The sequence below is a fragment of the Lysobacter dokdonensis DS-58 genome (genome assembly GCF_000770795.1).
Classification (GTDB): Bacteria; Pseudomonadota; Gammaproteobacteria; order Xanthomonadales; family Xanthomonadaceae; genus Noviluteimonas; species Noviluteimonas dokdonensis.
Map to the genome: position 1 here is coordinate 85,169 of NZ_JRKJ01000003.1, position 23,526 is coordinate 108,694.

Below are 23,526 nucleotides of genomic sequence, written 5' to 3' on the forward strand. Positions count from 1 at the left end.
TCCTTGTCGTGTGACCCGACGGTCAGTCGATCCGTGCGTAGGCCGGAAGGGTGAGGAAGTCTTCGAGCGTGTCTGCGTGCGTGAGCGAATCGAGCAGTTCGATCGCTTCGTTGATGCGTTCGCCGCCGGGCAGCTGCATGCGGTCGGCGAGTTTGCTGGGCAGGCCGATGAGGGCGCGCTCGAGCAGGGTGAAGTCGATGGGCGTGCCGTCGTCGAGGAACACCGGCGGGTCGCTGTGCAGCCATTGCCAGAGCTGCGAGCGCGAGATCTCGGCGGTGGCCGCGTCTTCCATCAGCCAGTGGATGGGCACGCAGCCGTTGCCGTCGAGCCAGGCGGCCAGGTAGCGCACGCAGACCTCGACGTTGTTCTCGAAGCCCGCGCGGGTGATCGTGCCGAGGGAGGGCTTCAGCAGCGCTTCGCGCAGTTCCGCGTCCGATTTCGCGCGCACGTCGTTGCGCAGCACGACCTGCTGGTGCGCGCCGAGCATCCACGTGTCGAACACCTCGCGCGCCAGCGGGATGAGGGCCGGATGCGCCACCCACGTGCCGTCGTGCCCGGCGCCGACCTCGCGCACCTTGTCGGCGCGCACGCGTTCCATCGCGCGGTGGTTGGCCGATTCGTCGCCGGAGATCGGAATCTGCGCGGCCATGCCGCCCATCGCATGCGCGCCACGCTTGTGGCAGGTGTGGATCAGCAGTTCGGAGTACGTCTTGAGGAACGGCTGCGTCATCGTGACCTGTGCGCGTTCGGGCAACACGCGGTCGCGATGGCGGCGGAAGGTCTTGAGGTAGGAAAAGATGTAATCCCAGCGGCCGCAGTTCAGCCCTGCGATGCGCGTGCGCAGCGCGTGGAGGATCTCGTCCATCTCGAACACGGCCGGCAGCGTTTCGATGAGCACCGTGACCTTCATCTGTCCATCGGGCAGGCCGAGCGCGGATTCGATGTGCGACAGCACGTCGTTCCACAGCGCGGCTTCTTCCATCGACTGCAGCTTCGGCAGGTAGAAGTACGGTCCGCGGTCCTTCGCCGCGAGCGCCCTGGCGTTGTGGAAGGCGAACACGCCGAGGTCGAACAACGAGGCGGACATCGGCACGCCATCGACGCGCACGTGCTTTTCGTCGAGGTGCCAGCCGCGCGGGCGGACGATCAGCACCGCCTGCTCGCCGAAAGGTTTGAGCACGTAGTGCTTGCTGCCGTCGGGGGCCATCCAGTCGAGCGTGCCGGCCACCGCCTTGCCCAGCGCGCGCTGGCCGGTGAGCAGGTTGTCCCAGGTGGGCGCGGTCGAATCCTCGAAGTCGGCCATGTAGCAGTTCGCGCCGGAGTTCAGCGCGTTGATCACCATCTTCGGATCGGTGGGGCCGGTGATCTCGACGCGGCGGTCGAGCAACGCGTTCGGGATTTGCGCGACGCGCCAGTCGCCGGCGCGGATGGGCGCGGTGTCTTCGCGGAAGTCGGGGAGCGTGCCGGCGTCGAACTGCGCCTGGCGGACGCGGCGGGCCTCGAGGCGTTGCTGGCGACGCGGTTCGAACGTGCGATGGAGATCGGTGAGGAACGCGAGCGCCGCGGGCGTGAGCAGATGCTCCTGTCCGGGGAGCGCGCGGGTCGTGGCGACCCCGCGGGTGAGGCTGTCCTGGTCCTGCAGTACTGCCGACATGGTCGAGTCCCGTGCATATGCCTGAGGTCGACCGTACGAGCCGGTACTGTATTGGACAAAACAGTTATCGCAATGCTATTGATAAGCCTCGCTTATATGAAGGCTGGATGATGGCCAAAATGCAGGGCAATCCGCCCGATTCCGAGCCCTCCGCCCCCCGATTCGCCTACAAGGCGGATCGTTTGAAGCCGCTTCGCGCCTTCTGCCAGACCGCGCGGCTGGGCTCCGTCTCACGGGCGGCCGAGGCGCTCTACGTGTCGCAGCCGGCGATCACCCTCCAGTTGCAGGCGCTTGAGCGCGAGCTGGGGGTCAAGCTGTTCGATCGCGTCGGCCGGCGTCTCACGCCGAGCCGCGAAGGCCAGGTCCTCTACGAACTGGCCAAACCCCTGGTCGAGGGGATCGACGGCCTCGACGCGGTCTTCCACGACAAGGTCCAGGGCCTCGACGCCGGCGAACTCAACGTCGCCGCGGGCTCGTCGACGATCCTCTATCTGTTGCCCGGCATCGTCGAAGCCTTCCGCCAGCGGCGGTCCGACGTGCGCCTGACCCTGCACAACGTCACCGGCGCGAGCGGGCTCGACCTGCTCCGCACCGATGCGGTCGACCTCGCCGTCGGGTCGATGCTCGAGGTGCCCGCCGACCTGCGCTACATGCCGGTCTATCGCTTCGAACCGATGCTGATCATGCCGCCCGACCATCCGCTCGCGCACAAGGCGGACCTGCGGCTCGAAGATCTCTCGCCGTACGGACTCATCCTGCCGCCCAAGCGCCTGACGACCTATCGCCTCGTCGACCTGGTGTTCCAGCAGAACCGCGTGCCCTACACCGTCGCGCTGGAAGTCGGCGGCTGGGAAGTCATCAAGCAATACGTCGCGATGGGCCTGGGGATCAGCATCGTCACCGCGATCTGCCTGACCGAGGCCGATCGCACGCGGCTGGCCGCGCGCTCGCTCGCGCAATACTTCCCCTCGCGCAGCTACGGCGTGGTAGTGCGCAAGGGCAAGTTCCTCTCCCCGCAGGCGCGTGCGTTCATTGAATTGATCCAGCCCGACGAATTCGCCCAGGGCGGGCATTCCGAACGCTGACCGCTACGGCGTGCCGTGGTGCTTGCCCTGCCATGGGCGGTACCACGCGCGGATGCGCTGGATGTCGGCGTGCATGTCGTCGGTGAGTTCGAACAACGGGCCGATGCCGATGATGCGATCGGGATAGTGGAAATACGCGGGCACCACAGGAACGCCGGCGGCCTTCGCGATCTTCCAGAACCCCGGCTTCCAGCGTTCGACAGGCTTGCGGGTGCCTTCCGGCGCCAGGCCGAACCAGAACTTCTCGTGCGAGGTGATCAGCGCCGCGGCCTGTTCGACCACGCCCGCGGCCGCGCTGCGGTCCACCGCGATGACGCCGAGCTTGCGCAGGATCGGGCCCATCGGCCACCAGAAGAGCTGGTGCTTGCCGAGGATGCGGATGTCCAGGCCGAGCGCGAGCTTTGCCGCGAAGCCCCACACACCGTCCCAGTTCGACGAATGCGGCGCGCCGATCAACACCACGCGCGGCAGGTCGGGGAACGCGCCGACCATCCGCCATCCGCCGAGCCGCAACAGCGCGCGCCCGACCCAGCGCGCGAACCGATTGGGCTTCACGCGCGGGAGCGAGGGTGGCAACGGCAGCACGTGGCCGGGCGTGTTGTGGATTTCTGGCGACATTCCCTTGTGTCCCCGCGCCGTCATTCGTCCCAGGTGCGGCGTGCACCACGCGAGGCCTTGATCGTACTGCGCCCGCGCTTTTCGTCCAGCCGGCGCTTCTTCGCGGCGCGGGACGGCTTGGTGGCGATGCGCTTTTTCGGCGCCTTCAACCCACTGGCGATGAACGCGGCGAGGCGTTCGCGCGCATCCTCGCGGTTGCGGTCCTGCGTGCGGAAACGCTGCGCGCTCAGGACCAGCACGCCTTCGTCGGTCAGTCGGCGATCGCGCTTGGCGAGCAGGCGCGCGCGCACGGGCTCCGTCAGCGACGGCGAGTTGGCGATGTCGAAGCGCAGTTCGACCGCGGTGGCGACCTTGTTGACGTTCTGCCCACCGGGCCCGGACGAACGCACGAAGCGTTCGACGAGTTCCTCGTCGGGCAAGTCGAGTCCGGGAGCGATTTCCAGCATGGGCGCGACTGTATCAGGCGTCGGTGACCGCGCCGAAGAGGGCGAGGGCCTTCGAGAATTCCGCATCGAACGGCGCGCGCACATCGATGCGCGCGCCCGTGGCGGGATGGTCGAACGCCAGCCGCCGCGCATGCAGCAACATGCGGTGGATCCCGAGCATGCGGAACGCGCGATTGTGCCGCCCGTCGCCGTGGCTGGTGTCGCCGATCAAGTGGTGCGAGACGTGCTTGAGGTGGCGGCGGATCTGGCGGAACCGGCCCGTCAGCGGATGCGCGCGCAGCAACGCGTAGCGCGACGTCGGGAAATGCGCGGACGGGAATTCGAGTTCGCACGTGGCGATGCGCTCGAACGCCGTCGTCGCCGGTTTCTTCACCGGCTTGCCGGGCCCGCCGTCGAGCGGATGTTCGATGGCGAAGCGTTCCTCTGCCGGCCACCCGCGACAGACCGCGATGTAATCCTTCTCGACGTCGCGCGCCATCAGCGTCTTGCCCAGCGCCGAGGCGATCTCCCGGTCGAACGCGAGCAACAAACAACCACTCGTCGCACGGTCGAGGCGATGCACGAGGAAGATGGGCTTGCCGAATTGTTCGCGCAGGCGATCGGCGGCGAAATCCGTCTCGCCGCGCGCGAGCGCGGAGTCGTGGACCATGAGGCCGGCGGGTTTGTCGACGACCGCGAGGTGCTGGTCGCAATAGACCACTGCCAGCGCCGACGGCGCCTCGCCCACCGCGTCCATCACTTCCTGCGCGGCCAGGCCGCCAGCAGCGCCCATGCGCCGCCCAGGCCGGCGATCCACACGGCCGCGGGCACGCCGCCGATGCGCGGGCCGCCGGCTTCCAGTCCGTAGAGCACGGCGGCAACGATCAGCAGGCCGGTGCCCAGCACCGCGGAAATCATGCGGCGTTGCGCGCCGCGGATCATCTGGGTGAGGTCGCGGATGTCCTGCGAGCGCATCTGCAGCGCATGTTGGCCTTCGACCTGTTGCGTCAGCCACGCGTGCAGCAGGCGCGGCATCTCCGGCGCGCGCGTCACCATCTCGGGCAGGCGCTTGCGGAATTCGGCCATCAGCTGCTGCGGGCTGTAGCGGTCGACGAGGATGCGCTCGAGCACGGGGCGCGCGACGGCCCAGATGTCGATGTTCGGATCCAGCTGGCGGCCGACGCCTTCGATGTTCAGCAGCGTCTTCTGCAGCAGGATCAACTGGGGTTGCAGGGTGAGTTCGTAACGCTGCGCGGTGCGGAACAATTTCAGCAGCACCTCGGCGAGCGAGATCTCCGACAACGGCCGCGTGAAGTACGGCTCGCACACCGCGCGCGCGGCGGCTTCGAGCTCGTCGATGCGGATGTGCGAGGGCATCCACCCGGCCTGCACGTGCAACTCGGCGATGCGGCGGTAGTCGCGGTTGAAGATCGCCATGAAGTTCTCCGCGAGGTAGTACTGATCCTCGCTGGAGAGCTGCCCCATGATGCCGAAGTCGAGCGCGATGAACCGCGGATCGGACTTGCGCGTCGCATCGACCCAGATATTGCCGGCGTGCGCGTCGGCGTGGAAGAAATTGTCGCGGAAGACCTGCGTGTAGAACACGCGCACGCCCTTGGCCGCGAGCGCCTTGCGGTCGATGCCGGCGGCGTCGAGCGCGGCGATGTCGTCGCTCGGGATGCCGTGCACGCGTTCCATCGTCAACGCGCGCTGCGCGGTGTGCGACCAGATGGGCTCAGGGACGTAGAGGTCATTCGAGTCGAGCCAATTGCGGCGCAGCACCGAGGCGTTCGCCGCTTCGCGCTGCAGGTCGAGTTCGGCCGCCAGCGTGTTCTCGATTTCCGCGACGATCTCGCGCGGGCGGATCTTGTCGGCGCTCGGATGCGTGCGGTCGACCAGCGCCGCGATGGATTTGAGCAGCGAGATGTCCGCGGAGATCTGCTTCTCGATGTCGGGCCGCAGCACCTTGACGACGACTTCGCGCGGCGGCGCGTCGCCGACGGCGGGCAGCGTCGCCGGATGCACCTGTGCGATCGACGCGGACGCGAGCGGCGTGGTGTCGAAACTCGCGAACGCCACGCCGATGGGACGGCCCAGCGATTGTTCGACCAGCGCGCGCGCGGTCTGACCATCGAACGGCGCGACGCGATCCTGCAGATACGTGAGTTCTTGCGCGACATCCGGCGGCACGAGGTCGCGGCGCGTCGACAGGATCTGCCCGAACTTCACGAAGATCGGCCCGAGTTCCTGCAACGCCAGGCGCAGCCGGACGCCGCGCGGTTGCGCCGCGATCTCGCGCGAGGCGCGCGGCACGAACGGACGCATCAGGCGCAGCCAACGCTCGGCCGGCGTGTCGTCCAACAGGTCGTCGAGGCGATAGCGCAACAACACGCGGCCGATGCGCGCGGCGCGCAGGACCGGCGTCATGCCGTTCCCCGGCGCGACTGGAGACGTTGCACGCGCGCGGCGAGGCGCTCGACGTCGTCGCGCACGCCATCGACGTCATCGAGGAACGCATGCAACTCGTCCTTCGCCACGACATCGCGCGATTCCTCGGTGAGATATTCCGCCGCGCTGCCGGCGACGCTCTGGCCGGCGGCCTTCGCTTCGCGCAACGCGGCCGCGACGCCCTTGGCGATCTGCACGCCGAGAATTTCGCCGAAGACCGTCACGAACGGTTGCTGCCAATCCGGATCGAAGCGCTCGGCCATGCGTTGCAGGCGGCGCGCGAGATCCGCGTCGCCCGACACGCGCACGCGGCCAACGGGCGGTGCGTCGTCCCGCTTGAAGAACGGCAATTGCGCGATCAGCCCGCCGAGCGTGCCGCGCACGCCGAGGTCGGGCTCGCGCGCGGTATCCGCGGGGCCGACGACGAGGCGTTCGCCCTCGACGCGGATCTCCGCGGCCAGCGCCGGCGATTCCACCGCGAGTTGGATGCGACGGCCATCGAGCGGCTTGAGCGCGGCGCGCGTCTCGGGGTCGAGCGCGAGCGCGCGATTGAGCGCGGCTTCCAGCGCGCGTCCTGCGTGGAGGCGCCAATTGAAGGCAGGGCCGTCGGGGGTCATGCCCGCGATTCTAGCGGAGGGCTATCGTTGCGCGCGTGCGTGCGCGTCGGCCAGGCGCTGCAGGCCTTCGGCGATGGTGACCTTGGGGACGTAGCCGAAATCGCGCGTCGCCGGCCCCATGTCGTACCAGTGCGCCGTGGCGAGCTGTTCGGCGAGGAAGCGGGTCAGCGGCGGCTCGCCGCGCAGGGGCAGCACGGTCCAGGCCGCTTCGCACACCGCGCCGATCGCATAGGCGGTACGAAAGGACAGGTGCTTGTCGACCTTGGGCGCGCCCACTGCATCCAGCAGCGCGTTGACGAGTTCGGCGACCGGCATCGGCTCGCCGTTGCTGATGAAGTACGCCCGGCCTGCGCATGGTGCGCCCGGCACGAGGTGATGGAACGCATCGACGTGCGCCTGCGCTGCGTTGTCGATGAACGTCGTGTCGATCAGGTTCGCACCGCTGCCCACGATGCGCAGGCGCCCGGCGCGCGCGCGATCGGCCAGGCGCGGCACGAGCTGGTTGTCGCCGGGACCCCAGATCAGGCGCGGACGCAATGCGATGGTCGCGAGCGTCGCGTCGTTCGCCGCGAGCACGTCCTGTTCGGCGATCGTCTTCGTCGTCGCGTACGGCGCCTTGAAGCCCCTGCCGTAAGGCACGGTGTCCGCGGTGCCGCCTTCGACCGGATGCGTGGCGCGATGCGTCACGCTCGGCGTCGAGGTGTAGACCAGGCGTCCGATGCCGTGCGTGCGGCATGCGTCGAGCACGTTGCGCGTGCCGATGACATTCGCCCTGAAGTAGTCATCGTATGCCCCCCACGCGCCGGCCTTCGCCGCGTTGTGGAAGATCGCACCCGCGCCTTCGGACGCGCGCAGCAGCGCGTCGCGATCGGCGAGGTCGCCCTGCACCTGCGACACGCCCATTGCGTCGAGTGCGGGATAGCGGCCGCGATTGAAGCTCGTGACCTCGAACCCGCGTTCGACGAGGTTGCGGCACAACGCCTGGCCGAGGAATCCGCCCCCGCCGGTCACGAGGATCTTCATGCGCGCTTCTCCAACTGCCTGGTCGCCCACGCCGCGAGTTTCTCGCGGCCGATCTTCGCGTTGTGGCGGATGTCGACGGGGAACCCCGGATGCGGCAGGAAATGGTGGATCTTCGCGGTGTGCACGCGGCCTTCGGCGAAGTGGCGCAGTTCGCCCGGCAGATCCGCCGCGTTGTGCCCGACGTCCTTCGGCACCTCGTAGCACAGCACGGGGCGTTGCGCGCCCTTCGGCCCGACGCCGACGAGCGCCGTGCGCATGCCGCGGAACGCTGCATTGAAAATCGGTTCGACCTGCTCGGTGTAGAGCGTCGTGCCATCGGCCATCACGACGCGATGCGTCTTGCGCCCGCAGAACCACAGGCGCCCTTCCCCGTCGATCCAGCCCAGGTCGCCCATGCGATGCACGATGCGCTCGCCATCCGGCGTGGCTTCGCGGATCTTCGCCAGTCGTGTTGCGTCGTCGCGACGGAAATAGGCATCCGTGGCCGTGGGACCTGCGACGGTGATCTCGCCGATCTGCCCTTGTTTCACCAACAACGCGTCCGACCACTGCGCGATCGCATCGTCGTCGATGCGGATGATGCGGACTTCGTTCGGCGCGACGGGAAGGCCGACGCACGTGCCCGCGCCGCGTTCGGTCGCTTCGCGGGTGGATTGGAGTTCGCGACCCTCGATCACGCTGACGGGCAGGCATTCCGTTGCGCCGTAAGGTGTCCACAGTTGCGCGTCGCCTGGCAGCAGATCGCGCATGCGCGCGACCACATCGGCCGGCACGGGCGCGCCGGCCGACAACACGCGCTTCACCGTGGGCAGATGCGCGCCATGCCTCGCGAGCACGCCGACGAGCGCCGGAGATCCGAACAACTGGGTCACGCCGAAGCGTTCGATGGCTTGCAGCAGGCGCCGCGGATCGGCCTGCGCCGGCCGCGTGGGATCCATGTCGGGAATGATCGATGTCACGCCCAGCGCGGGATCGAACAACGCGAACGGCGGAAACGTCGGCAGGTCCACGCCGCCGGGCGCGAGCCCGAAGGCATCACGCAACATTTCGACCTGCGCGACGAAGTGCCGATGGCGATACACCACGCCCTTCGGCACGCCCGTCGATCCGCTGGTGAAGAGGATCGCGGCGATGTCGTCCGGTTGTGTGTCGGCGAGTTGCGGGCCGGCATTCGCGCCATCGCGTTCGACGTCGGCGAGCGTCGCATCGGATAGCAGCGCGCGGCGGCCGGTGGTGACGCGGATGCGCGCACTGCGCGCCCATCCCAGCAAGGTGCGTGCGAAGTGCGCGAGCGGAATGCCGATGAACGCATCGGGTTCCGCTTCGTCGAGGCATCGCTTCAGCGCGCGCTTGTCGATGCCCGGGTCCACGAGCACCGGCACGGCGCCGGCCTTGAACAACGCGAACATCAACAGGAAGAATTCGGGCGTCGGGCGCACCATCACGACGGTGCGCGTGCCGCGCACGATCCCGCGCTTGCCCAGGCCCGCGGCGATCGCATCGCTGCGGCGATCCAGGTCCGCGTAGGTGATCGCGACGTCGTAACGCCCGTCGCGGCCGGGACAACGCATCGCGACCTGCTCGCCGCGCGCGCGCGCGAGCGCGGGCAACGAGGCGGCGATGTTGCAGGCGGCGCTCACGTCAGCGGGTGCGCATCGAGGAACGTGCGGATCTCCGGCACGAGGACCTCGTGCTTGTCTTCCAGCACGTAGTGATTGGCGTCGTCGAATGCGTGCACTTGCGCATTCGGCCAGGCGCGCGTGAATTCGTCGAGGCAATGCTTGTCGAACACGAAGTCGCGCAGCCCCCAACCGATGTAGGCGGGACGATCGGCGAACGTCGGCAAAGCGCGGCCGCCTGCGGACACGAGATCCCACGCGGCGTCGCCCGGCTTCAGCGGAATGTCCTGCACGAAGCGGAGCGTCGCGATGCGATTGGCCCACGTGTCGTACGGCGCGACGTACGCGCGACGCACGGCGGCCGGCATGCGGCGGTCGACGCCCACGTACGAGGCGATGCCCGAGAAGGCATTGAACCCGCGGATCGCCAGCGCACCGAGTTTCGTATCGCGCCCGAGCGACAACTGCCATGGCATCGGCTTGTCCGTCGGCAGCGTGAACATCGCGGTGTTGAGCACCACCCAGCGCTTCACGCGTTCGGCGTGGCGCATCGCCCAGCCCATGCCGATCATGCCGCCCCAATCGTGCACGGCGAGCGTTACCGGGCCGTCGATGCCGAGCTGGGCCAGCAATGCATCCACATCGTCGACGCGCGACTGCAGCGTGTAGCGGTACGCCGCGTCATCCGGCTTGTCCGACAACCCCATGCCGACGTGGTCCGGCACGATGCAGCGATACCGATCGCGCAACCCGAGCACGAGATGCCGCCAGTAATAGCTCCACGACGGATTGCCATGGAGCATGACGATGACTTCGCCCTCGCGCGGGCCTTCGTCGAGGTACGACAGCGCGATGCCGTCGCGGATGTCGATCCGCTGCGGTTGGAAGGGGTAGTCGGGAAACGCGCCGCCCGAAAACGGCGTGCCGTCCCGCTTCACCAGACGACTTCGGCCATCGAGCAATTCAGGCCCGAGCCGATGCCCAGCAGCGCCACGCGGCTGCCCTTCTTCAAGCGGCCCATCTCGCGCAGCTTCGACAACACGATCGGCACCGAGGCCGGGCCGATGTTGCCGTGCTCGTTGAAGATGGTCAGCACCTTCTTCGGGTTGATGCCGAAGGCCTTCACGAAGGCGGCGGTGTGCACCTGGCTGACCTGGTGGATGACGAATTCGTCCATCTCGTCGGCGACCCAGCCCAGCGCGATCTTCGCCGCGGCCCACGTCTTCTGCGCGAGCTTCAGGCCTTCGATCAGCAGCATGCGCGTGTCGGTGACCATGCGGTCGAGGTTGCCGCGGCACAGCTTGTTCCACTCGGTGGCCGCGCGCGTCACGCCGCCCTTGTAGCGCGGCGCGCCCGGGGCGAGTTCGGCACGCGCGAGCACCATCGCGGCGGCGCCGGAGCCCAGCGTCAACGTCGCGAGTTCGTTCTTGAATTCTTCTTCCGTCGTTTCGAGGCGCAGCAGGCGCTCGACGGTCTTTTCGTACGCAAGGTCCGCGGTCTCGCCGTCGACGACCAGCGCGTAGTCGATCTCGCCGCGCTCGATCATGCGGCTGGCGATGTCCATGCCGTTGAGGAACGCCAGGCACGCATTGGCCACGTCGAAGTTCTGGCACAGGTCGGACAGGCCGAGGTTGCCGCTGACGATGGAGGCGGTCGACGGTTCCAGGTAGTCGCGGCTCACCGAGGTGTTGACCAGCAGGCCGACCTTGTCCGGATCGATGCCGGCATCGGCCAGCGCCTTGACGGCCGCGAGCGTGGCGGCGTCGGACGCCTGCATGCCTTCGTCCCACAAACGGCGCGCATGGATGCCCGCGACGTCCTTCAGCACGTCGGTCTTGATGTTGAGGCGATCCAGCGTGGGCTTGAGCCGGGCGTTGATTTCGTCCGAGCTCAGGCGACGCGGCGCGTCGACGTGGGCGAGGCCGGCGATGGCGACGTGTTGGAACAACATGGGCGATGCCTTGCGGTCAGTAGCGGGACTTCCGCGTACGGCGGCGTATTGCCGGTTCACGGAGCACGACAGGATACCGGCTTCACCGCCGCTGCACACGGTTCCATGCAGGTCCCGGGCCGCGCACGGCCCGGGGATTCATGAAGTTGAGGACGGCGTCCGGCCCTGGCCGCGCGAAGCGGCCGTTACATCAGGCCGTTACACCGTCAGCGGCACTTCCACGCGGCGAAACGCTGGCTGCCGTCCGCCGGCGGACCCAACGCTTGCACGGTGTCGGCGCCGAGTCCGGGCGCCTCGTTGCGCGCGAGCGTTTCCAGTTCGTCCCGCACGCGCAACTCGTTGCGGTCGTAGAAGGCGACGCTGTCCTTCACCGACACCTCGACCTCTCCGCGCTTCTCGCATCCCGCGGGTTGGCCGGTGACGACCTTTACCGCGCTCGCGCCCGGCGCCATGTGCACCCACGTGCACGCCGGAAGGGTGCACACCAGGGCGAGCGCCACGATCTTCGCGCGCATCACTTCTTCGCCGCCGGGGCGGTGGCCGAAGCGCCGACCGGCTTGCCGTCGGCATCGACCACCGACACCGCGCCGATGTTCAGCGCGCGCACCGGCTGCTCGATCTTCGACAGATCGCCGACGACGACATACGTCAACGCATCCGGATCGATCGCCTTCGCCGCTTGCGCGACCTGCGCGGCATCGAGCCCTTCGACTTCCTGCATGCGCTTGGCGACGTAATCATCCGGGCGGTCGTAGCGCACGATGCCGCCGATGGTCGACATGACCGAGCCCGCGGTTTCGTACGAACCGGGCATGCCGCGGATCTCGGTGTTCTGGATGCGCGTGACCTCCTCGGCCTTCGGCGGCGCCTTGCCGTTGGCGTACTCGGTGATTTCGCGGCGCAGCTCGCCGAGCGCTTCGGCGGTCTTGTCGATCTGCACCGGCGCGAAGGCCATCCACGGACGCTGGCCCAGGGCATTCGACGCCATGCTGTACGCGCCGTACGCCCAGTGCTTGTCTTCGCGCAGGTTCATGTTGAGGCGCGAGGAGAACTCGCCGCCCAGCACGCTGTTGGCGAAATCGACCTTGATCGCACCGCTGTCCTTGCTCGAGGGCAGCAACTGGCCGACGTACAGGTTGGCCTGCACGGCGCCGGGCTGGTCGATCAGGTACACGCGCGGCTGCTTCGGCAGCGCGACCTGCGCGGGCGTGGCGAGCTTCGGCGCGCTGCCGTCGACCTTCCAGTCGCCGAACTTCTTCTCCAGCAGCGGCGTGATCTGCGCCAGCGTGGTGTCGCCGACGATCACGAGCGTCGCATTGTCCGGGCGCACCCACGCGTGGTGGTAGTTCACCAGGTCTTCCCGGGTGAGCGAGCCGATCGAGGCTTCGGTGCCCGTGCCGCTGAAGGGAATCGCGTAGGGATGGTTGTCGCCGTACAGCAGCGGCGGCAGCACGCGCATCGCGGCGCCCTGCGGCTTGGCTTTCTCCTGCTTGATGCCGGCGATCCATGTCGCCTTGACGCGATCGATTTCCTTCTGGTCGAAGCGCGGGTTGCGCAGCATCGTGGCGAACAGGTCGAGCGACGGGTCGAGCTTTTCCTTCAGCGCCGACAGGTAGGCGGTCGCACCGTCCAGCGACGCCGACGCGCCGAGGTTGGCGCCCAGCGCTTCGGCGCGGTTGCCGAACGCCAGCGCGTCCATGTCGCCCGCGCCTTCGTCGAGCATGCCCATCGAGAAACCGGAGGTGCCGAGCTTCTTGCCCTGGTCGGACGCATAGCCGCCGCCGAACATGTAGCTCATCTGCACGACGGGCACGTCGTGGCGTTCGGCGAGGATCACCTGCGTGCCGTTGCTGAGCGTGCCGCGCTGCAGCGCCGGGAACTTCAGCGACGGGTAGTCGCCGGTGATCGGCACGCCCTTGCTGCGGTCGACCGTGCTGGCGGTCGTGGTGAACTTCGGATCGGCCTTCGGCAATTCGAACGGCGCCGGCGTGCCTGCCGGGTCTTCCGGCAGTTCCTTGCGCGCGCCCGGTTGCACGACGAGCACGTGGTCGCCCTGCGACAGCCAGTCCTTGCCGGCCTTCTGGATGTCGGCGACCGAAGCGGTCTCGATCGTCTTCAGGCTCTCGCGGAAGCAACCCGGGTCGTTCATGTAGATCGCGCATTCGGCGAGTGCGTCGGCCTTGCCGCCGAAGCCGCCGATGCGCTCGATGCCGCGCACGAAGCCGGCCTTGAACACGGTGCGCGCCTGTTCCAGTTCCGCGGCCGTCGGGCCCTGCGCGATCAGGCGCTTGAGCTCCTCGTCGATCGCCGCTTCCACCTTCGCCTCGTCCACGCCCTGCTTCACGTCGGCCTGGATGAGGAAGTTCGAACCCAGCTGCGACGCATCGACGTACGCCGACACGCTGTCGACGGTCTTGTCGTCGAACAGCAGGCGCTTGTCCAGGCGCGACGACTTGCTGCCGCCGAGCACCTGCGCGAGCAACTGCAGGCGTTCGACATCGGCCGCGCCGTACTGGGCGACGTTCCACACGCGGTAGATGCGCGTCTGCGGGACCTTGTCTTCCATCGTCGCGCGCGTGGTCTGCGTGCGGCGGGCCGGATCGATCTTCGGTTGCGCCATCGACGGGCCGGCGGGGATGTCGCCGAAGAATTCGGCGGCCTTCTGCTTCGCCGTGGCCAGGTCGATGTCGCCGGCGAGCACGAGCACGGCGTTGTTCGGGCCGTACCAGGTACGGAACCAGGTCTTGACGTCGTCGAGCTTCGCCGCGTTCAGATCGTTCATCGATCCGATCGTGGTGTGGTGGTACGGATGGCCTGCCGGATACATCGTCTTCTGCAGGACTTCCCACACCTGGCCGTAGGGCTGGTTCTGGCCCTGGCGCTTTTCGTTCTGCACCACGCCGCGCTGCTCGTCGAGCGTCGGCTGGTCGATCGCGCCGAGCAGGTGGCCCATGCGGTCGGACTCCATCCACAGCGCGGTGTCGAGCGCGGTGGTGGGGACGTTCTCGAAATAGTTGGTGCGGTCGGTGTTGGTCGTGCCGTTGAGGTCGGTGGCGCCGACGGTTTCCAGCGGCGGGAAGAAATCGCCCTTGTGGTTTTCCGACCCGTTGAACATCAGGTGCTCGAACAGGTGCGCGAATCCGCTGCGGCCCGAGGGCTCATCCTTGCTGCCGACGTGGTACCAGAGGTTGACCGCGACGATCGGCGCCTTGCGATCGGTGTGCACCACCACGCGCAGGCCGTTGGGCAGCGTGAAGGTTTCGAAGGGGATGTCGACGCTGGAGGCAGCCGGCGTCTTCGCCTGCACGGGCGCGGGCGCGAAGGCCGCCCCGCCGAGGGCGACGGACAGCGCGAGCGCGAGGGCGCCGGTGGCGAAGGGGCGGGAATGACGGGCGGCGCGCGTCCTGCGGGTCGATATCATGCGAATGTGGCTCCGGGAAATGGGCGATCGTGCAGACCCTCGATCCTAGCCCGCGCCCGCCGCCGATACACTAGGCCGGACGGCACACCGACAAGGATGCGCATGGCCACGCCCGCCCACAGCCTCGTTACCGGCGCCAATCGCGGGCTGGGGCTCGCATTGGTGCGCGGCCTGCTCGCGCGCGGCGACCGCGTCGTCGCCACCGCGCGCCATCCCGGCAAGGCCACCGCGCTGAATACGCTCACGGGGCAATACCCCGGGCGCCTGCATGTGCTTCCTCTCGATGTGGCATCGGAGAAATCGCGCGACGAGCTGGCGCGCGAGTTGCCGCTCGTGCTCGACGGCGCGTCGATCGACCTGATGATCAACAACGCCGGCGTGCTGCACAGCGGCGAGCGCTGGGGAAAGTTGCACGCCGACATCCTCGAAGACAGCCTGCGCATCAACGCGATCGGCCCGCTGCTGCTCGTGCAGGCCGTGGAGAAATTGCTGGCCGATGGCGCGCGCGTGGCGAACATCTCCACGCAGATGGCGTCGTTCGCCGGGCGCACGGAATTCCGCTCGCCGAGCTACTCGATGAGCAAGGCCGCGCAGAACATGGCGACGGTGCAACTGGCGCTGGCGCTGAAGCCGCGCGGCATCACGGTCGTCGCGTTGAGCCCCGGCTGGGTCCGCACCGACATGGGTGGCGCCGGCGGCGAACTCGCGCCCGAGGAATCGGCGGCGGGCTTGCTGGAAACGATCGCCGGCCTCGGGGACGCCGACAGTGGCCGGTTCCTCGACTGGCGCGGACAGCCGATGGCGTGGTGAGGGGCGCGGACGTCCGCGGACACCGGCTTCGCCTCCGACGATACGTTTCGAATCAAGGTGTTAACCATTGGCACGCCTCGTGCATCTAAAGGGATATCCGGACACCACCGTCCGGCGGTTCGAAAGGAGTTCGCCATGTCCCTCCAACTGCAGCTCAAGCGCGGCCTGCTCGCCCTCCCCGTCGCCGGCCTGCTGATCCTCGTCGGCGCGGTCGCGCCCGCGGGCGCCGCCGCACCGTCGGAGGACTGCGTCGCCGCCGCCGCCGCGAAGGCCGTCGCTCCGGTGGAACGCCGCGTCGATTTCCATTCGATGCTGCCGGGCGCACTGCACGTCCTGCGCAAGGTGCAGATCCCGGTCGGCAAGGGTTGATCGCTTTCGATTCGATCCGTCGCACAATGCGCGGATGTTCGATGTCGTCCTGTATCAACCCGAGATCCCGCCGAACACCGGCAACGTGATCCGCCTGTGCGCCAACACCGGCGCACGCTTGCACCTCATCCGCCCGCTCGGTTTCTCCCTCGACGATGCGCAGCTCCGCCGCGCGGGCCTGGACTACCACGAGTACGCGCCGCTGAAAGTCCACGAGTCGCTCGCCGATGCGTTGGCCGCGATCGCGCCCAAGCGCCTGTTCGCTTTGAGCACGCGCGGCCGCACGCGGTTCGACGCGCCGGCATATGTCGAGGGCGATGCCTTCCTCTTCGGCCCGGAAACGCGCGGCCTGCCCGAGGACGTCCTGTCGCAGGTGCCGGAACCGCATCGCTTGCGCCTGCCGATGCAACCGAACAACCGCAGCCTCAATCTGTCGAACGCGGTCGCCGTCGTCGTGTTCGAGGCCTGGCGCCAACTCGGTTACGCCGGCGGCGCCTAGCCTAGGCCACCAGCGCTTCGAGGAACTTGTGCCGCCACAGCGTGATGTCGTGGCGCTTCAGGCGTTTGTGCAGCGCCTCCCAGCGTTCCCTGCGTTCGGCGGCCGGCATCGCGTGCGCCTGCGCGAGCGCGTCGGCGACGCCGTCGAGGTCGTAGGGATTCACCAGCAACGCTTCCTTCATTTCCGCCGCCGCGCCCGCGAATCGCGACAGCACGAGCACGCCCGGTGTCTTCGGATCCTGCGATGCGACGAACTCTTTCGCGACGAGGTTCATGCCGTCGCGCAGCGGCGTCACCAACCCGATGTCGGCGCTGCGATAGAAGCCCGTGAGCACGCCATGCGAGAAATCGCGATTGACATAACGCACCGGCGTCCAGTCCGGCGCGGCGTGGCGGCCGTTGATGTGGCCCGCGAGGCCTTCGAGTTCGCGCCGCAATGCCTGGTACTCCGGCACTTCGCTGCGGGAAACCGGCGCCAGTTGCAGGTACGTGATTTGTCCGTGGATCTCGGGGTAGCGGTCGAGGAAGCGTTCGAATGCGCGGAAGCGGTCCGGCAATCCCTTCGAGTAGTCCAGGCGATCCACGCCGATCGCGAGCACGCGGCTGCCCAGGCTCTCGCGCAATCGCAGCACCGACGCCCGCGTGCTCGCCGCCTTCGCCTGGCGTGCGATGTGCTCGGTGTCGATGCTGATCGGGAACGCGCCTGCGCGGAACTCGCGGCCGTCGGCCATGCGCATGCGGCCATCGGCGAAGGTCTTCCCGCCGAGATAGAGGCGGATGTAACTCTGGAAGCGGTCCAGGTCGCGCTCGGTCTGGAAGCCGACCAGGTCGTAGGCCGCGAGCGCACCGAACAACACTTCGTGGTTGGGCAACGCGGCGAGCAGGTCCGACGAGGGCATCGGCACGTGCAGGAAGAACCCGATGCGATTGCCGACGCCCAGTTCGCGCAGGCGCTGCGCGAGCGGGATCATGTGGTAGTCGTGCACCCAGACGATATCGTCCTTGCGCAATTGTCCCGCGAGCTTCTCGGCGAACAACGCGTTGACGCGGCGGTAGCCATCCTGCGTGTCGCGCCGGTAATCGACGAGGTCGAGGCGGAAATGCAGCAGCGGCCAGAGCGTGCGGTTCGCGAAGCCGTTGTAGTAGTGATCGAAGTCCTCGACCGACAGGTCCATCGTGCAATACGTGGTGTTGCCGTCCTCGAGCATGTGCAGCGTGCCCGACGAATCGCGCACCCGCTTGCCGCTCCAGCCGAACCACATGCCGCCGTGCTCCTTCAGCGCTGCACGCATCGCCACGGCCAGCCCGCCGGCGCGATGTTCGTTCGGCATCGCGACGCGGTTGGCGACGACGACCAGGCGACTCATCGTCGACGGCCCGGCATCACGTGGCTTCCTGCCACGGGCGCGAGAGGCGCATCGCGGCACTGATCAGGCCCACGTGCGAGTAGGTCTGCGGGAAGTTGCCCCACGCCTCGCCATCCTCGAAGCCGAGATCTTCCGACAACAATCCGAGCGGATTGCGGCGCGCGAGCACGCTCTCGAACAACGCGCGCGCTTCTTCGGTGCGGCCGATCGCGGCGAGCGCCTCGACGTACCAGAACGTGCAGATCGTGAAGCTGGTTTCCGGCGCGCCGAAATCGTCGGGCGCGATGTAGCGATACAAGCCGTGCCCGCGGCGCAGGCCCTTGCCGATGGCCTCCACCGTCGCGACGTACTTCGGATCGTCGGCGTCGATGAAACCGGTGTCGGCGAGCAGCAACAGGCTCGCGTCGAGCCGGTCGCCGCCGAAGGCGTCGGCGAAGTGCCCGCGTTCTTCGTTCCACGCATTGTCGAGGATGGCCGTGCGAATGCGATCGGCGCGACCGCGCCAATGCTCCACGCGATCGCCCATGCCGAAGCGGGCGGCGATCTTCGCGAGGCGGTCGCACGCGGCCCAACACATGACCGACGAGTATGTGTGGACCGACGTGCGGCCGCGGAACTCCCACAACCCGGCGTCAGGCTGGTCGTGCATCAACCAGGCCTGTTCGCCGAGGGGTTCCAGCCGCGAAAACGTCGACGCATCGCCCGGTTGTTGCAGGCGCTGGTCGAAGAACAATTGCGTCGAGGCGAGCATCACGCTGCCGTAGACATCGTGCTGCACCTGCTTCCAGGCCAGGTTGCCGACGCGCACCGGGCCCATGCCGCGATAGCCTTCGAGCGCTTCGGCCTCGTCTTCGTGCAGCGCCGCCTCGAAGCCGATGCCGTACACCGGTTGCAGGTCCGCGCGCTCACCGGTGACGAGGTTGAAGATGTAGCGGATGTATTCCTCCATCGTCGCCGTCGCGCCCAGGCGGTTGAGCGCGCGCACCACGAAGGCCGCGTCGCGCAGCCAGCAATACCGGTAATCCCAGTTGCGCTGCGTGTGCGGCGCTTCGGGGATGGACGTGGTCATCGCGGCGATGATCGCGCCGGTGTCTTCGTACTGGCACAGCTTCAGCGTGATCGCGCTGCGGATCACCGCGTCCTGCCATTCCAGCGGAATGGAGAGGTAACGCGTCCATTCGCGCCAGTAGATCATCGTGCGTTCTTCGGCGTCGCGGATGTAGGCGGCGATGGGTTGCGTCAACGTCTCGTCGGGGCCGAGCACGAAATGCAGTTCCCGATCCAGCACGAACGGCAGCTCGTCGCGCAGCAGGCGCAACGACAGATCGGTGGTCAACCGCAGCACGTGCCCCGGCAACAACCAGCGCATGTGGTTGCTGCCCCAGGTGCGCTCGGGTTCGCGCGCGCCCCAGTCGGCGAGCGGCTGCAGCTTGATGCGGATGCGCGGCGCGCCCGCGATCGGGCGCACGCGGCGATAGAGGCCGACGGGCCGGTACAGGCGGTTGTAGTGGCGCCAGCGCGGCGCGAAGTCGGTGATTTCCACCGCGCCGCCATGCTTGTCGCGCAGGATGGTGCGCAGGATGGCGGTGTTGGGGATGTACTGTTGCTCGCTGCCGGCGAAGTGTTCGATTTCCACCGACCACATCCCGCCATCGCGCTTGGGCGAGAGCAGCGAACAGAACGCCGGGTCGCCGTCGAATGCAGGCAGGCAGCACCACACCACCGTGCCGGTGGAATCGAGCAACGCACCGAACGTGCCGTTGCCGATGACGCCCAGGTCGAGGTTCGACGGCCGGATCATGCGTGCACTCCATCGTGGGCGCCGAGCGTTGCGCGTGCGAGCCAGTCGCGCACCGCGGCGGGATTCGGAAGACGCCAACGCGCGGCGCTCGGATGGCGATCGCCGACGAGCACGCTGAATCCTTCGCACGCGTTGACGATCGAGAAGGCGTGTTCGTCGGTGAGGTCGTCGCCGACGAACACCGGCGTGCGGCCACGGAACGGCGCTTGCGCCATGAAGCCTTCGACCGCCGTGCCTTTGTCGGGGGACGATCCACCCGGCCGCAGTTCGAGCACCATGTCGCCGCCCTGCGCGCGATAGTCGGGCAACACACGCAGCGCAGCCGCGGCGAAGGCGCGCAATGCATCGCGCGCTTCGGGCGCGGCACGCCAATGCAGCGCCAGGTTGGGGCCCTTGCGTTCGATGATCGCGCCCGGATGGCTCATCGCCAACTGCCGCGCCTCGGCGTACACGCCATCCAAGGCTTGCGGCGCGATCGGCGGGAATGTCCGGCGGCCGTCGGGTTCGCGGCGTTCCAATCCGTGCATGCCCGCCGCGGGAAGCGCGCGCAATTCACCGAACATCTCGTCGATCGATTCCAGCGACCGTCCGCTCACCAGTGCGAGCGCACCGCCGAGCAGATCGGACAGGCGCACGATGTCGCGCTGCAGGTGCACGGGCACGACCACTTGCGAAGGATGCTGCGCGAAGTCCAGCAGGCATCCATCGACATCGAGGAACAAGGCCCAGTCGGGCGCGGGCGACGGCGGCAACGGCAAGCCGCCCTCGGTCAAGGGCACGTCACGCGATTCCATCCGCTCCATTCTCCCGAACCGCCGTGAGCCCGGGGTGGACGCGATGTGAGTGCGCGTCACGTCCTGCCGTTGGTCCGGTCGTTGCCGGTGGCGTCTTCATCCTCGTCGCCGAGCGCAGTGTCGGAGATGTCGACGCGCTGCGAGCTGGAAAAACCACTGCCCTGCTGATCCCCGCCCGAACGCATCGCCTCGCCCGGCTTGCCGAGCGCATCGGGCGACTCGCCGATGGTGATGCGGTTGGTCACGTCCTTCACGCCCGCGATGTTCCAGGCCAGCTCTTCGGCTTCGTGTTTCATTTTCCGCTCGGGAACCCATCCGTTGAGCGTGACGTTGCCTTCGCTCACCGCCACGATCACGGCGGTGGCGTTGATCGAATCGGCGTCGGTCAGGTGGACATGCAACAACTCTTCGATGCGCGCGTCCGTGCGCCAGCGGTCCGTGGGCCCGACGCCCTTGTAGCCCTGCTGTTCGACGTTGTCCCCGTAGCCGCCCTGCCCGGCGTAGCCGAAACCGTCGCCCTGGCTGACGGGGGAGAAGTTGCGGTTGGTGACCGACGGGAGCCCGTCGTAGATGTCGCGGTCGCGGCGGTCGATGCGCACGTCTTCGTCGTGCGGCCGATGGGCCATGCGGGGGTCGCGGTGCTCGATGTGGCTGCGATGCGAATCGCCGGACGTGTCGCGCGGCATGACGGACTCCTTGCATTCCATGAACGCCGGAAACGCTAGCGCGGCCGTTGGCTGCGCAACGTGATGGCGCCTCGATTCATGCGCGTTCCACGCGCACCTGTCTAACGTCCGTGCATCCCACGAGCCAGAAGGTGTGCGACATGGCGAAGAAGACCGTCGGCAAGGGCACGGGCGAGACCGCGGCGCGCGCGCAACGCGCCATGCAGCAGCAACAGGATGCGAAGGACGCGGGCAAGCCGAAGGCGAAGAAGGCCACGAAGAAAGCGACGCAGGCCGGTACGCGCGCGCAACCGACGGACCTTCCCGCGCAACACCTGGCCAAGCCCGGCAACGAGCACGACCTCGCACTCGAGCCCCGCTTCCTCGCGCCCGATTACGTCGGCAGCGACAAGCTCGATGGCATGGCCGCGATCGTCACCGGCGGCGACTCCGGCATCGGCCGCGCGGTGGCCGTGCTGTTCGCACGCGAAGGCGCGGACGTGGCGATCGTGTACCTGTCCGAGCACGAAGACGCGCGCAAGACGCAGGAATGCGTCGAACGCGAAGGCCGCAAGTGCGTGCTGATCCCGGGCGACGTCAAGTCGGTGCGCTTCTGCGAAGAGGCGGTCGGCAAGACGATCAAGGCCTTCGGCAAGCTGGACATCCTGGTGAACAACGCGGCGTTCCAGTTGCATAGCGATCGCATCGAAGACATCACCGAGGAGCGTTTCCAGGAAACGCTGCAGACCAACATCGGCGGCTACTTCCACATGGCGCGCGCGGCGCTGCCGTACATGGAGGAGGGCGCGTCGATCATCAACTGCGGATCGGAGACCGCGTTGTTCGGCAGCGAGAAGCTGCTCGACTACTCGGCCACCAAGGGCGCGATCCATGCGTTCACCAAGTCGCTCGCTTCGAACCTGCTCGAACGCGGCATCCGCGTGAATGCCGTCGCACCCGGCCCGGTATGGACGCCGCTCAATCCCGCCGACAGTCCGGCGGAGAAGGTCGCGGAATTCGGCAAGAAGAGCGACATGAAGCGCCCGGCGCAGCCCGAAGAGATCTCGCCGGCGTTCGTGTTCCTCGCATCCCCGGTGACGGCCTCGTACGTCAACGGCGTCATCCTGCCGGTGATGGGCGGCCCGCGCGGCTGAGTCTTGCGTGGCTGAACAGGGCAAGCGCGCGTGTAACCGTTTGTACCGGCGGTGATACGCACGCTTCGTTTACGAAGCCGTCGTTACCTTGACGCAACGGCCGCCACCACGAATCGCGGCCTGCGGGGAACGACGTTTGAAAATTGCGCAGATCACGCCGCTCTACGAAGCGGTCCCACCGAAACTCTACGGCGGCACGGAGCGTGTCGTCGCCTGGCTCACCGATGCACTGGTGGATGCCGGCCATGACGTCACGTTGTTCGCCTCGGCCGAAGCGCAGACGCGCGCCGAGCTTGTCTCCGTGCGCGACCAGGCGATCCGCCTCGACCCGGCCGAACTGAAATCCGATCTCGCCGCGCACATGGGCATGCTGCACGAAGTGCGCCAGCGCATGGACGAGTTCGACGTCCTGCATTTCCACGTGGACATGATCCACTTCCCGTTCTTCGAGGATTGCGCGGCGCACACGCTCACGACCTTGCACGGTCGGCTCGATCTCAAGGATCTGCCGGTCGTGTATCGGCGTTGGCATCAGTTTCCGCTCGCGTCGATTTCGCAGGACCAGCGCCGCCCGTTGCGCAATTCCAACTGGATCGGCACGGTGCACCACGGCTTGCCGGCGGATCTGCTGCCGTTCAATCCGAATCCGTGCGGCAGCTACCTCGCTTTCCTCGGCCGCATCTCCCCGGAGAAGCGCGTCGATCGCGCGATCGCCATCGCGCGCCGCGTCGGCATGCCGCTGAAGATCGCCGCGAAGGTCGATGGCGCGGACAAGGCCTATTACGAACGCGAGATCGCGCCGCTGCTGCGCGGCTCGCACGATGTCGAGTTCGTCGGCGAGATCGGCGATGCGCAGAAGCCCGAATTCCTCGGCAATGCCGCCGCGTTGTTGTTCCCGATCGATTGGCCCGAGCCGTTCGGCATCGTGATGATCGAAGCGATGGCATGCGGAACGCCCGTGGTCGCCTGGCGCTGCGGTTCGGTGCCCGAGGTGATCGACGAGGGCGTGACCGGGCGCATCGTCGACAACGAGGGCGATGCCGTGGCCGCGGTGCGCGCGGTGATGCGCTACGACCGCGCCGGGATCCGCGCGACGTTCGAGCGCCGCTTCACCGCGCAGGTGATGGCCGAGCGCTACGCCAGGTTGTATGCCCAGCTCGCGCGCAGCCGCGCGCAGGATCTCGGTTTGCGGATGGCGTGACGGAGG

The 23,526-nt window shown here is 67.8% G+C and carries 22 protein-coding genes; 6 read left to right on the plus strand and 16 right to left on the minus strand.

Annotated features, from left to right (window positions below):
• Nucleotides 1-22 precede the first annotated feature (22 nt).
• Nucleotides 23-1,654 carry a malate synthase A gene (gene aceB / locus LF41_RS03695; protein WP_036166075.1) on the minus strand — a complete coding sequence of 544 codons (1,632 nt, stop codon included), beginning with the start codon at nucleotides 1,652-1,654 and terminating at the stop codon, nucleotides 23-25.
• A 110-nt stretch (nucleotides 1,655-1,764) separates the two neighbouring features.
• Between aceB and LF41_RS03700 the strand changes: the two genes are divergently transcribed.
• Nucleotides 1,765-2,739, plus strand: coding sequence for a LysR family transcriptional regulator (locus LF41_RS03700; protein WP_237577621.1), 975 nt, complete (start codon nucleotides 1,765-1,767; stop codon nucleotides 2,737-2,739).
• Nucleotides 2,740-2,742: 3 nt separating this feature from the next.
• On the opposite strand, the gene LF41_RS03705 is transcribed toward LF41_RS03700, so the two are convergent.
• The 11 genes from LF41_RS03705 to LF41_RS03755 form a co-directional block, all read right to left on the minus strand.
• Nucleotides 2,743-3,357, minus strand: a complete 615-nt coding sequence (locus tag LF41_RS03705) for a lysophospholipid acyltransferase family protein (RefSeq protein ID WP_036166078.1) — start codon at nucleotides 3,355-3,357, stop codon at nucleotides 2,743-2,745.
• A gap of 20 nt (nucleotides 3,358-3,377) precedes the next feature.
• Nucleotides 3,378-3,803, minus strand: coding sequence for an alternative ribosome rescue aminoacyl-tRNA hydrolase ArfB (gene arfB, locus LF41_RS03710; RefSeq protein ID WP_036166081.1), 426 nt, complete (start codon nucleotides 3,801-3,803; stop codon nucleotides 3,378-3,380).
• Between the two features lie 13 nt (nucleotides 3,804-3,816).
• On the minus strand, nucleotides 3,817-4,575 hold the full coding sequence (locus tag LF41_RS03715) for a pseudouridine synthase (RefSeq protein WP_084073325.1): 759 nt from the start codon (nucleotides 4,573-4,575) through the stop codon (nucleotides 3,817-3,819).
• Complete coding sequence (gene ubiB, locus LF41_RS03720; protein ID WP_036166084.1) at nucleotides 4,539-6,209, minus strand: ubiquinone biosynthesis regulatory protein kinase UbiB; 1,671 nt, start codon at nucleotides 6,207-6,209, stop codon at nucleotides 4,539-4,541. The genes LF41_RS03715 and ubiB overlap by 37 nt, the downstream gene beginning before the upstream one ends.
• Complete coding sequence (locus tag LF41_RS03725; protein WP_036166087.1) at nucleotides 6,206-6,847, minus strand: ubiquinone biosynthesis accessory factor UbiJ; 642 nt, start codon at nucleotides 6,845-6,847, stop codon at nucleotides 6,206-6,208. Before LF41_RS03725 ends, ubiB begins: the two co-directional genes overlap by 4 nt.
• Before the next feature lie 21 nt (nucleotides 6,848-6,868).
• The gene (gene oleD, locus LF41_RS03730; RefSeq protein ID WP_036166090.1) at nucleotides 6,869-7,870 is read right to left on the minus strand and encodes a 2-alkyl-3-oxoalkanoate reductase; all 1,002 of its coding nucleotides are present in this window, start codon (nucleotides 7,868-7,870) and stop codon (nucleotides 6,869-6,871) included.
• Complete coding sequence (oleC, locus tag LF41_RS03735) at nucleotides 7,867-9,510, minus strand: olefin beta-lactone synthetase (protein ID WP_036166093.1); 1,644 nt, start codon at nucleotides 9,508-9,510, stop codon at nucleotides 7,867-7,869. Before oleC ends, oleD begins: the two co-directional genes overlap by 4 nt.
• Nucleotides 9,507-10,427, minus strand: a complete 921-nt coding sequence (locus tag LF41_RS03740; protein ID WP_052116106.1) for an alpha/beta fold hydrolase — start codon at nucleotides 10,425-10,427, stop codon at nucleotides 9,507-9,509. Before LF41_RS03740 ends, oleC begins: the two co-directional genes overlap by 4 nt.
• Nucleotides 10,424-11,440, minus strand: coding sequence for a 3-oxoacyl-ACP synthase III (locus tag LF41_RS03745; protein WP_036166095.1), 1,017 nt, complete (start codon nucleotides 11,438-11,440; stop codon nucleotides 10,424-10,426). The genes LF41_RS03740 and LF41_RS03745 overlap by 4 nt, the downstream gene beginning before the upstream one ends.
• Before the next feature lie 206 nt (nucleotides 11,441-11,646).
• Nucleotides 11,647-11,955: a DUF4156 domain-containing protein gene (locus tag LF41_RS03750; protein WP_036166098.1), complete on the minus strand. Its 309-nt coding sequence runs from the start codon at nucleotides 11,953-11,955 to the stop codon at nucleotides 11,647-11,649.
• Nucleotides 11,955-14,861 carry a M16 family metallopeptidase gene (locus LF41_RS03755; protein ID WP_052116107.1) on the minus strand — a complete coding sequence of 969 codons (2,907 nt, stop codon included), beginning with the start codon at nucleotides 14,859-14,861 and terminating at the stop codon, nucleotides 11,955-11,957. The genes LF41_RS03750 and LF41_RS03755 overlap by 1 nt, the downstream gene beginning before the upstream one ends.
• 102 nt (nucleotides 14,862-14,963) lie before the next feature.
• On the opposite strand from LF41_RS03755, the gene LF41_RS03760 reads away from it, so the two are divergent.
• The 3 genes from LF41_RS03760 to trmL all read left to right on the plus strand — a co-directional run bounded on the left by LF41_RS03760 (nucleotide 14,964) and on the right by trmL (nucleotide 16,539).
• Nucleotides 14,964-15,671 (plus strand): SDR family oxidoreductase, encoded by a 708-nt coding sequence (locus tag LF41_RS03760; RefSeq protein ID WP_036166101.1) that lies wholly within the window; start codon nucleotides 14,964-14,966, stop codon nucleotides 15,669-15,671.
• Nucleotides 15,672-15,806: 135 nt separating this feature from the next.
• The gene (locus LF41_RS03765) at nucleotides 15,807-16,040 is read left to right on the plus strand and encodes a hypothetical protein (protein WP_036166104.1); all 234 of its coding nucleotides are present in this window, start codon (nucleotides 15,807-15,809) and stop codon (nucleotides 16,038-16,040) included.
• 34 nt (nucleotides 16,041-16,074) lie between these two features.
• Complete coding sequence (gene trmL / locus LF41_RS03770) at nucleotides 16,075-16,539, plus strand: tRNA (uridine(34)/cytosine(34)/5-carboxymethylaminomethyluridine(34)-2'-O)-methyltransferase TrmL (RefSeq protein WP_036166106.1); 465 nt, start codon at nucleotides 16,075-16,077, stop codon at nucleotides 16,537-16,539.
• A gap of 1 nt (nucleotide 16,540) precedes the next feature.
• On the opposite strand, the gene otsA is transcribed toward trmL, so the two are convergent.
• From otsA to LF41_RS15985, 4 genes are read right to left on the minus strand one after another with little or no spacing between them, the layout of a single operon-like run.
• Complete coding sequence (gene otsA, locus LF41_RS03775; protein WP_036166107.1) at nucleotides 16,541-17,905, minus strand: alpha,alpha-trehalose-phosphate synthase (UDP-forming); 1,365 nt, start codon at nucleotides 17,903-17,905, stop codon at nucleotides 16,541-16,543.
• 16 nt (nucleotides 17,906-17,921) lie between these two features.
• Nucleotides 17,922-19,703, minus strand: a complete 1,782-nt coding sequence (locus LF41_RS03780) for a glycoside hydrolase family 15 protein (RefSeq protein WP_425599465.1) — start codon at nucleotides 19,701-19,703, stop codon at nucleotides 17,922-17,924.
• Complete coding sequence (gene otsB, locus LF41_RS03785) at nucleotides 19,703-20,500, minus strand: trehalose-phosphatase (protein ID WP_084073340.1); 798 nt, start codon at nucleotides 20,498-20,500, stop codon at nucleotides 19,703-19,705. The genes LF41_RS03780 and otsB overlap by 1 nt, the downstream gene beginning before the upstream one ends.
• Before the next feature lie 56 nt (nucleotides 20,501-20,556).
• Nucleotides 20,557-21,186, minus strand: a complete 630-nt coding sequence (locus LF41_RS15985; RefSeq protein ID WP_161786911.1) for a BON domain-containing protein — start codon at nucleotides 21,184-21,186, stop codon at nucleotides 20,557-20,559.
• Nucleotides 21,187-21,326: 140 nt separating this feature from the next.
• Here LF41_RS15985 and LF41_RS03795 point away from each other — a divergent pair, with 140 nt between their 5' ends.
• Together LF41_RS03795 and LF41_RS03800 are read left to right on the plus strand one after the other, a co-directional pair.
• Nucleotides 21,327-22,319, plus strand: a complete 993-nt coding sequence (locus tag LF41_RS03795) for an SDR family oxidoreductase (RefSeq protein ID WP_052116109.1) — start codon at nucleotides 21,327-21,329, stop codon at nucleotides 22,317-22,319.
• A gap of 136 nt (nucleotides 22,320-22,455) precedes the next feature.
• Nucleotides 22,456-23,520 (plus strand): glycosyltransferase family 4 protein, encoded by a 1,065-nt coding sequence (locus LF41_RS03800; protein ID WP_036166112.1) that lies wholly within the window; start codon nucleotides 22,456-22,458, stop codon nucleotides 23,518-23,520.
• Nucleotides 23,521-23,526: the final 6 nt, after the last annotated feature.

What these genes read in the sequence shown, in the direction of transcription:
- otsB (WP_084073340.1), bottom strand. Translation starts at nt 20,500, where the DNA reads ATGGAATCGCGTGACGTGCCCTTGACCGAGGGCGGCTTGCCGTTGCCG.
- LF41_RS03795 (WP_052116109.1), top strand. Translation starts at nt 21,327, where the DNA reads ATGGCGAAGAAGACCGTCGGCAAGGGCACGGGCGAGACCGCGGCGCGC.
- LF41_RS03760 (WP_036166101.1), top strand. Translation starts at nt 14,964, where the DNA reads ATGGCCACGCCCGCCCACAGCCTCGTTACCGGCGCCAATCGCGGGCTG.
- arfB (WP_036166081.1), bottom strand. Translation starts at nt 3,803, where the DNA reads ATGCTGGAAATCGCTCCCGGACTCGACTTGCCCGACGAGGAACTCGTC.
- oleD (WP_036166090.1), bottom strand. Translation starts at nt 7,870, where the DNA reads ATGAAGATCCTCGTGACCGGCGGGGGCGGATTCCTCGGCCAGGCGTTG.
- ubiB (WP_036166084.1), bottom strand. Translation starts at nt 6,209, where the DNA reads ATGACGCCGGTCCTGCGCGCCGCGCGCATCGGCCGCGTGTTGTTGCGC.
- aceB (WP_036166075.1), bottom strand. Translation starts at nt 1,654, where the DNA reads ATGTCGGCAGTACTGCAGGACCAGGACAGCCTCACCCGCGGGGTCGCC.
- LF41_RS15985 (WP_161786911.1), bottom strand. Translation starts at nt 21,186, where the DNA reads ATGCCGCGCGACACGTCCGGCGATTCGCATCGCAGCCACATCGAGCAC.
- LF41_RS03745 (WP_036166095.1), bottom strand. Translation starts at nt 11,440, where the DNA reads ATGTTGTTCCAACACGTCGCCATCGCCGGCCTCGCCCACGTCGACGCG.
- LF41_RS03725 (WP_036166087.1), bottom strand. Translation starts at nt 6,847, where the DNA reads ATGACCCCCGACGGCCCTGCCTTCAATTGGCGCCTCCACGCAGGACGC.
- LF41_RS03765 (WP_036166104.1), top strand. Translation starts at nt 15,807, where the DNA reads ATGTCCCTCCAACTGCAGCTCAAGCGCGGCCTGCTCGCCCTCCCCGTC.
- otsA (WP_036166107.1), bottom strand. Translation starts at nt 17,905, where the DNA reads ATGAGTCGCCTGGTCGTCGTCGCCAACCGCGTCGCGATGCCGAACGAA.
- trmL (WP_036166106.1), top strand. Translation starts at nt 16,075, where the DNA reads ATGTTCGATGTCGTCCTGTATCAACCCGAGATCCCGCCGAACACCGGC.
- LF41_RS03750 (WP_036166098.1), bottom strand. Translation starts at nt 11,955, where the DNA reads ATGCGCGCGAAGATCGTGGCGCTCGCCCTGGTGTGCACCCTTCCGGCG.
- LF41_RS03755 (WP_052116107.1), bottom strand. Translation starts at nt 14,861, where the DNA reads ATGATATCGACCCGCAGGACGCGCGCCGCCCGTCATTCCCGCCCCTTC.
- LF41_RS03705 (WP_036166078.1), bottom strand. Translation starts at nt 3,357, where the DNA reads ATGTCGCCAGAAATCCACAACACGCCCGGCCACGTGCTGCCGTTGCCA.
- LF41_RS03700 (WP_237577621.1), top strand. Translation starts at nt 1,765, where the DNA reads ATGGCCAAAATGCAGGGCAATCCGCCCGATTCCGAGCCCTCCGCCCCC.
- LF41_RS03715 (WP_084073325.1), bottom strand. Translation starts at nt 4,575, where the DNA reads ATGGGCGCTGCTGGCGGCCTGGCCGCGCAGGAAGTGATGGACGCGGTG.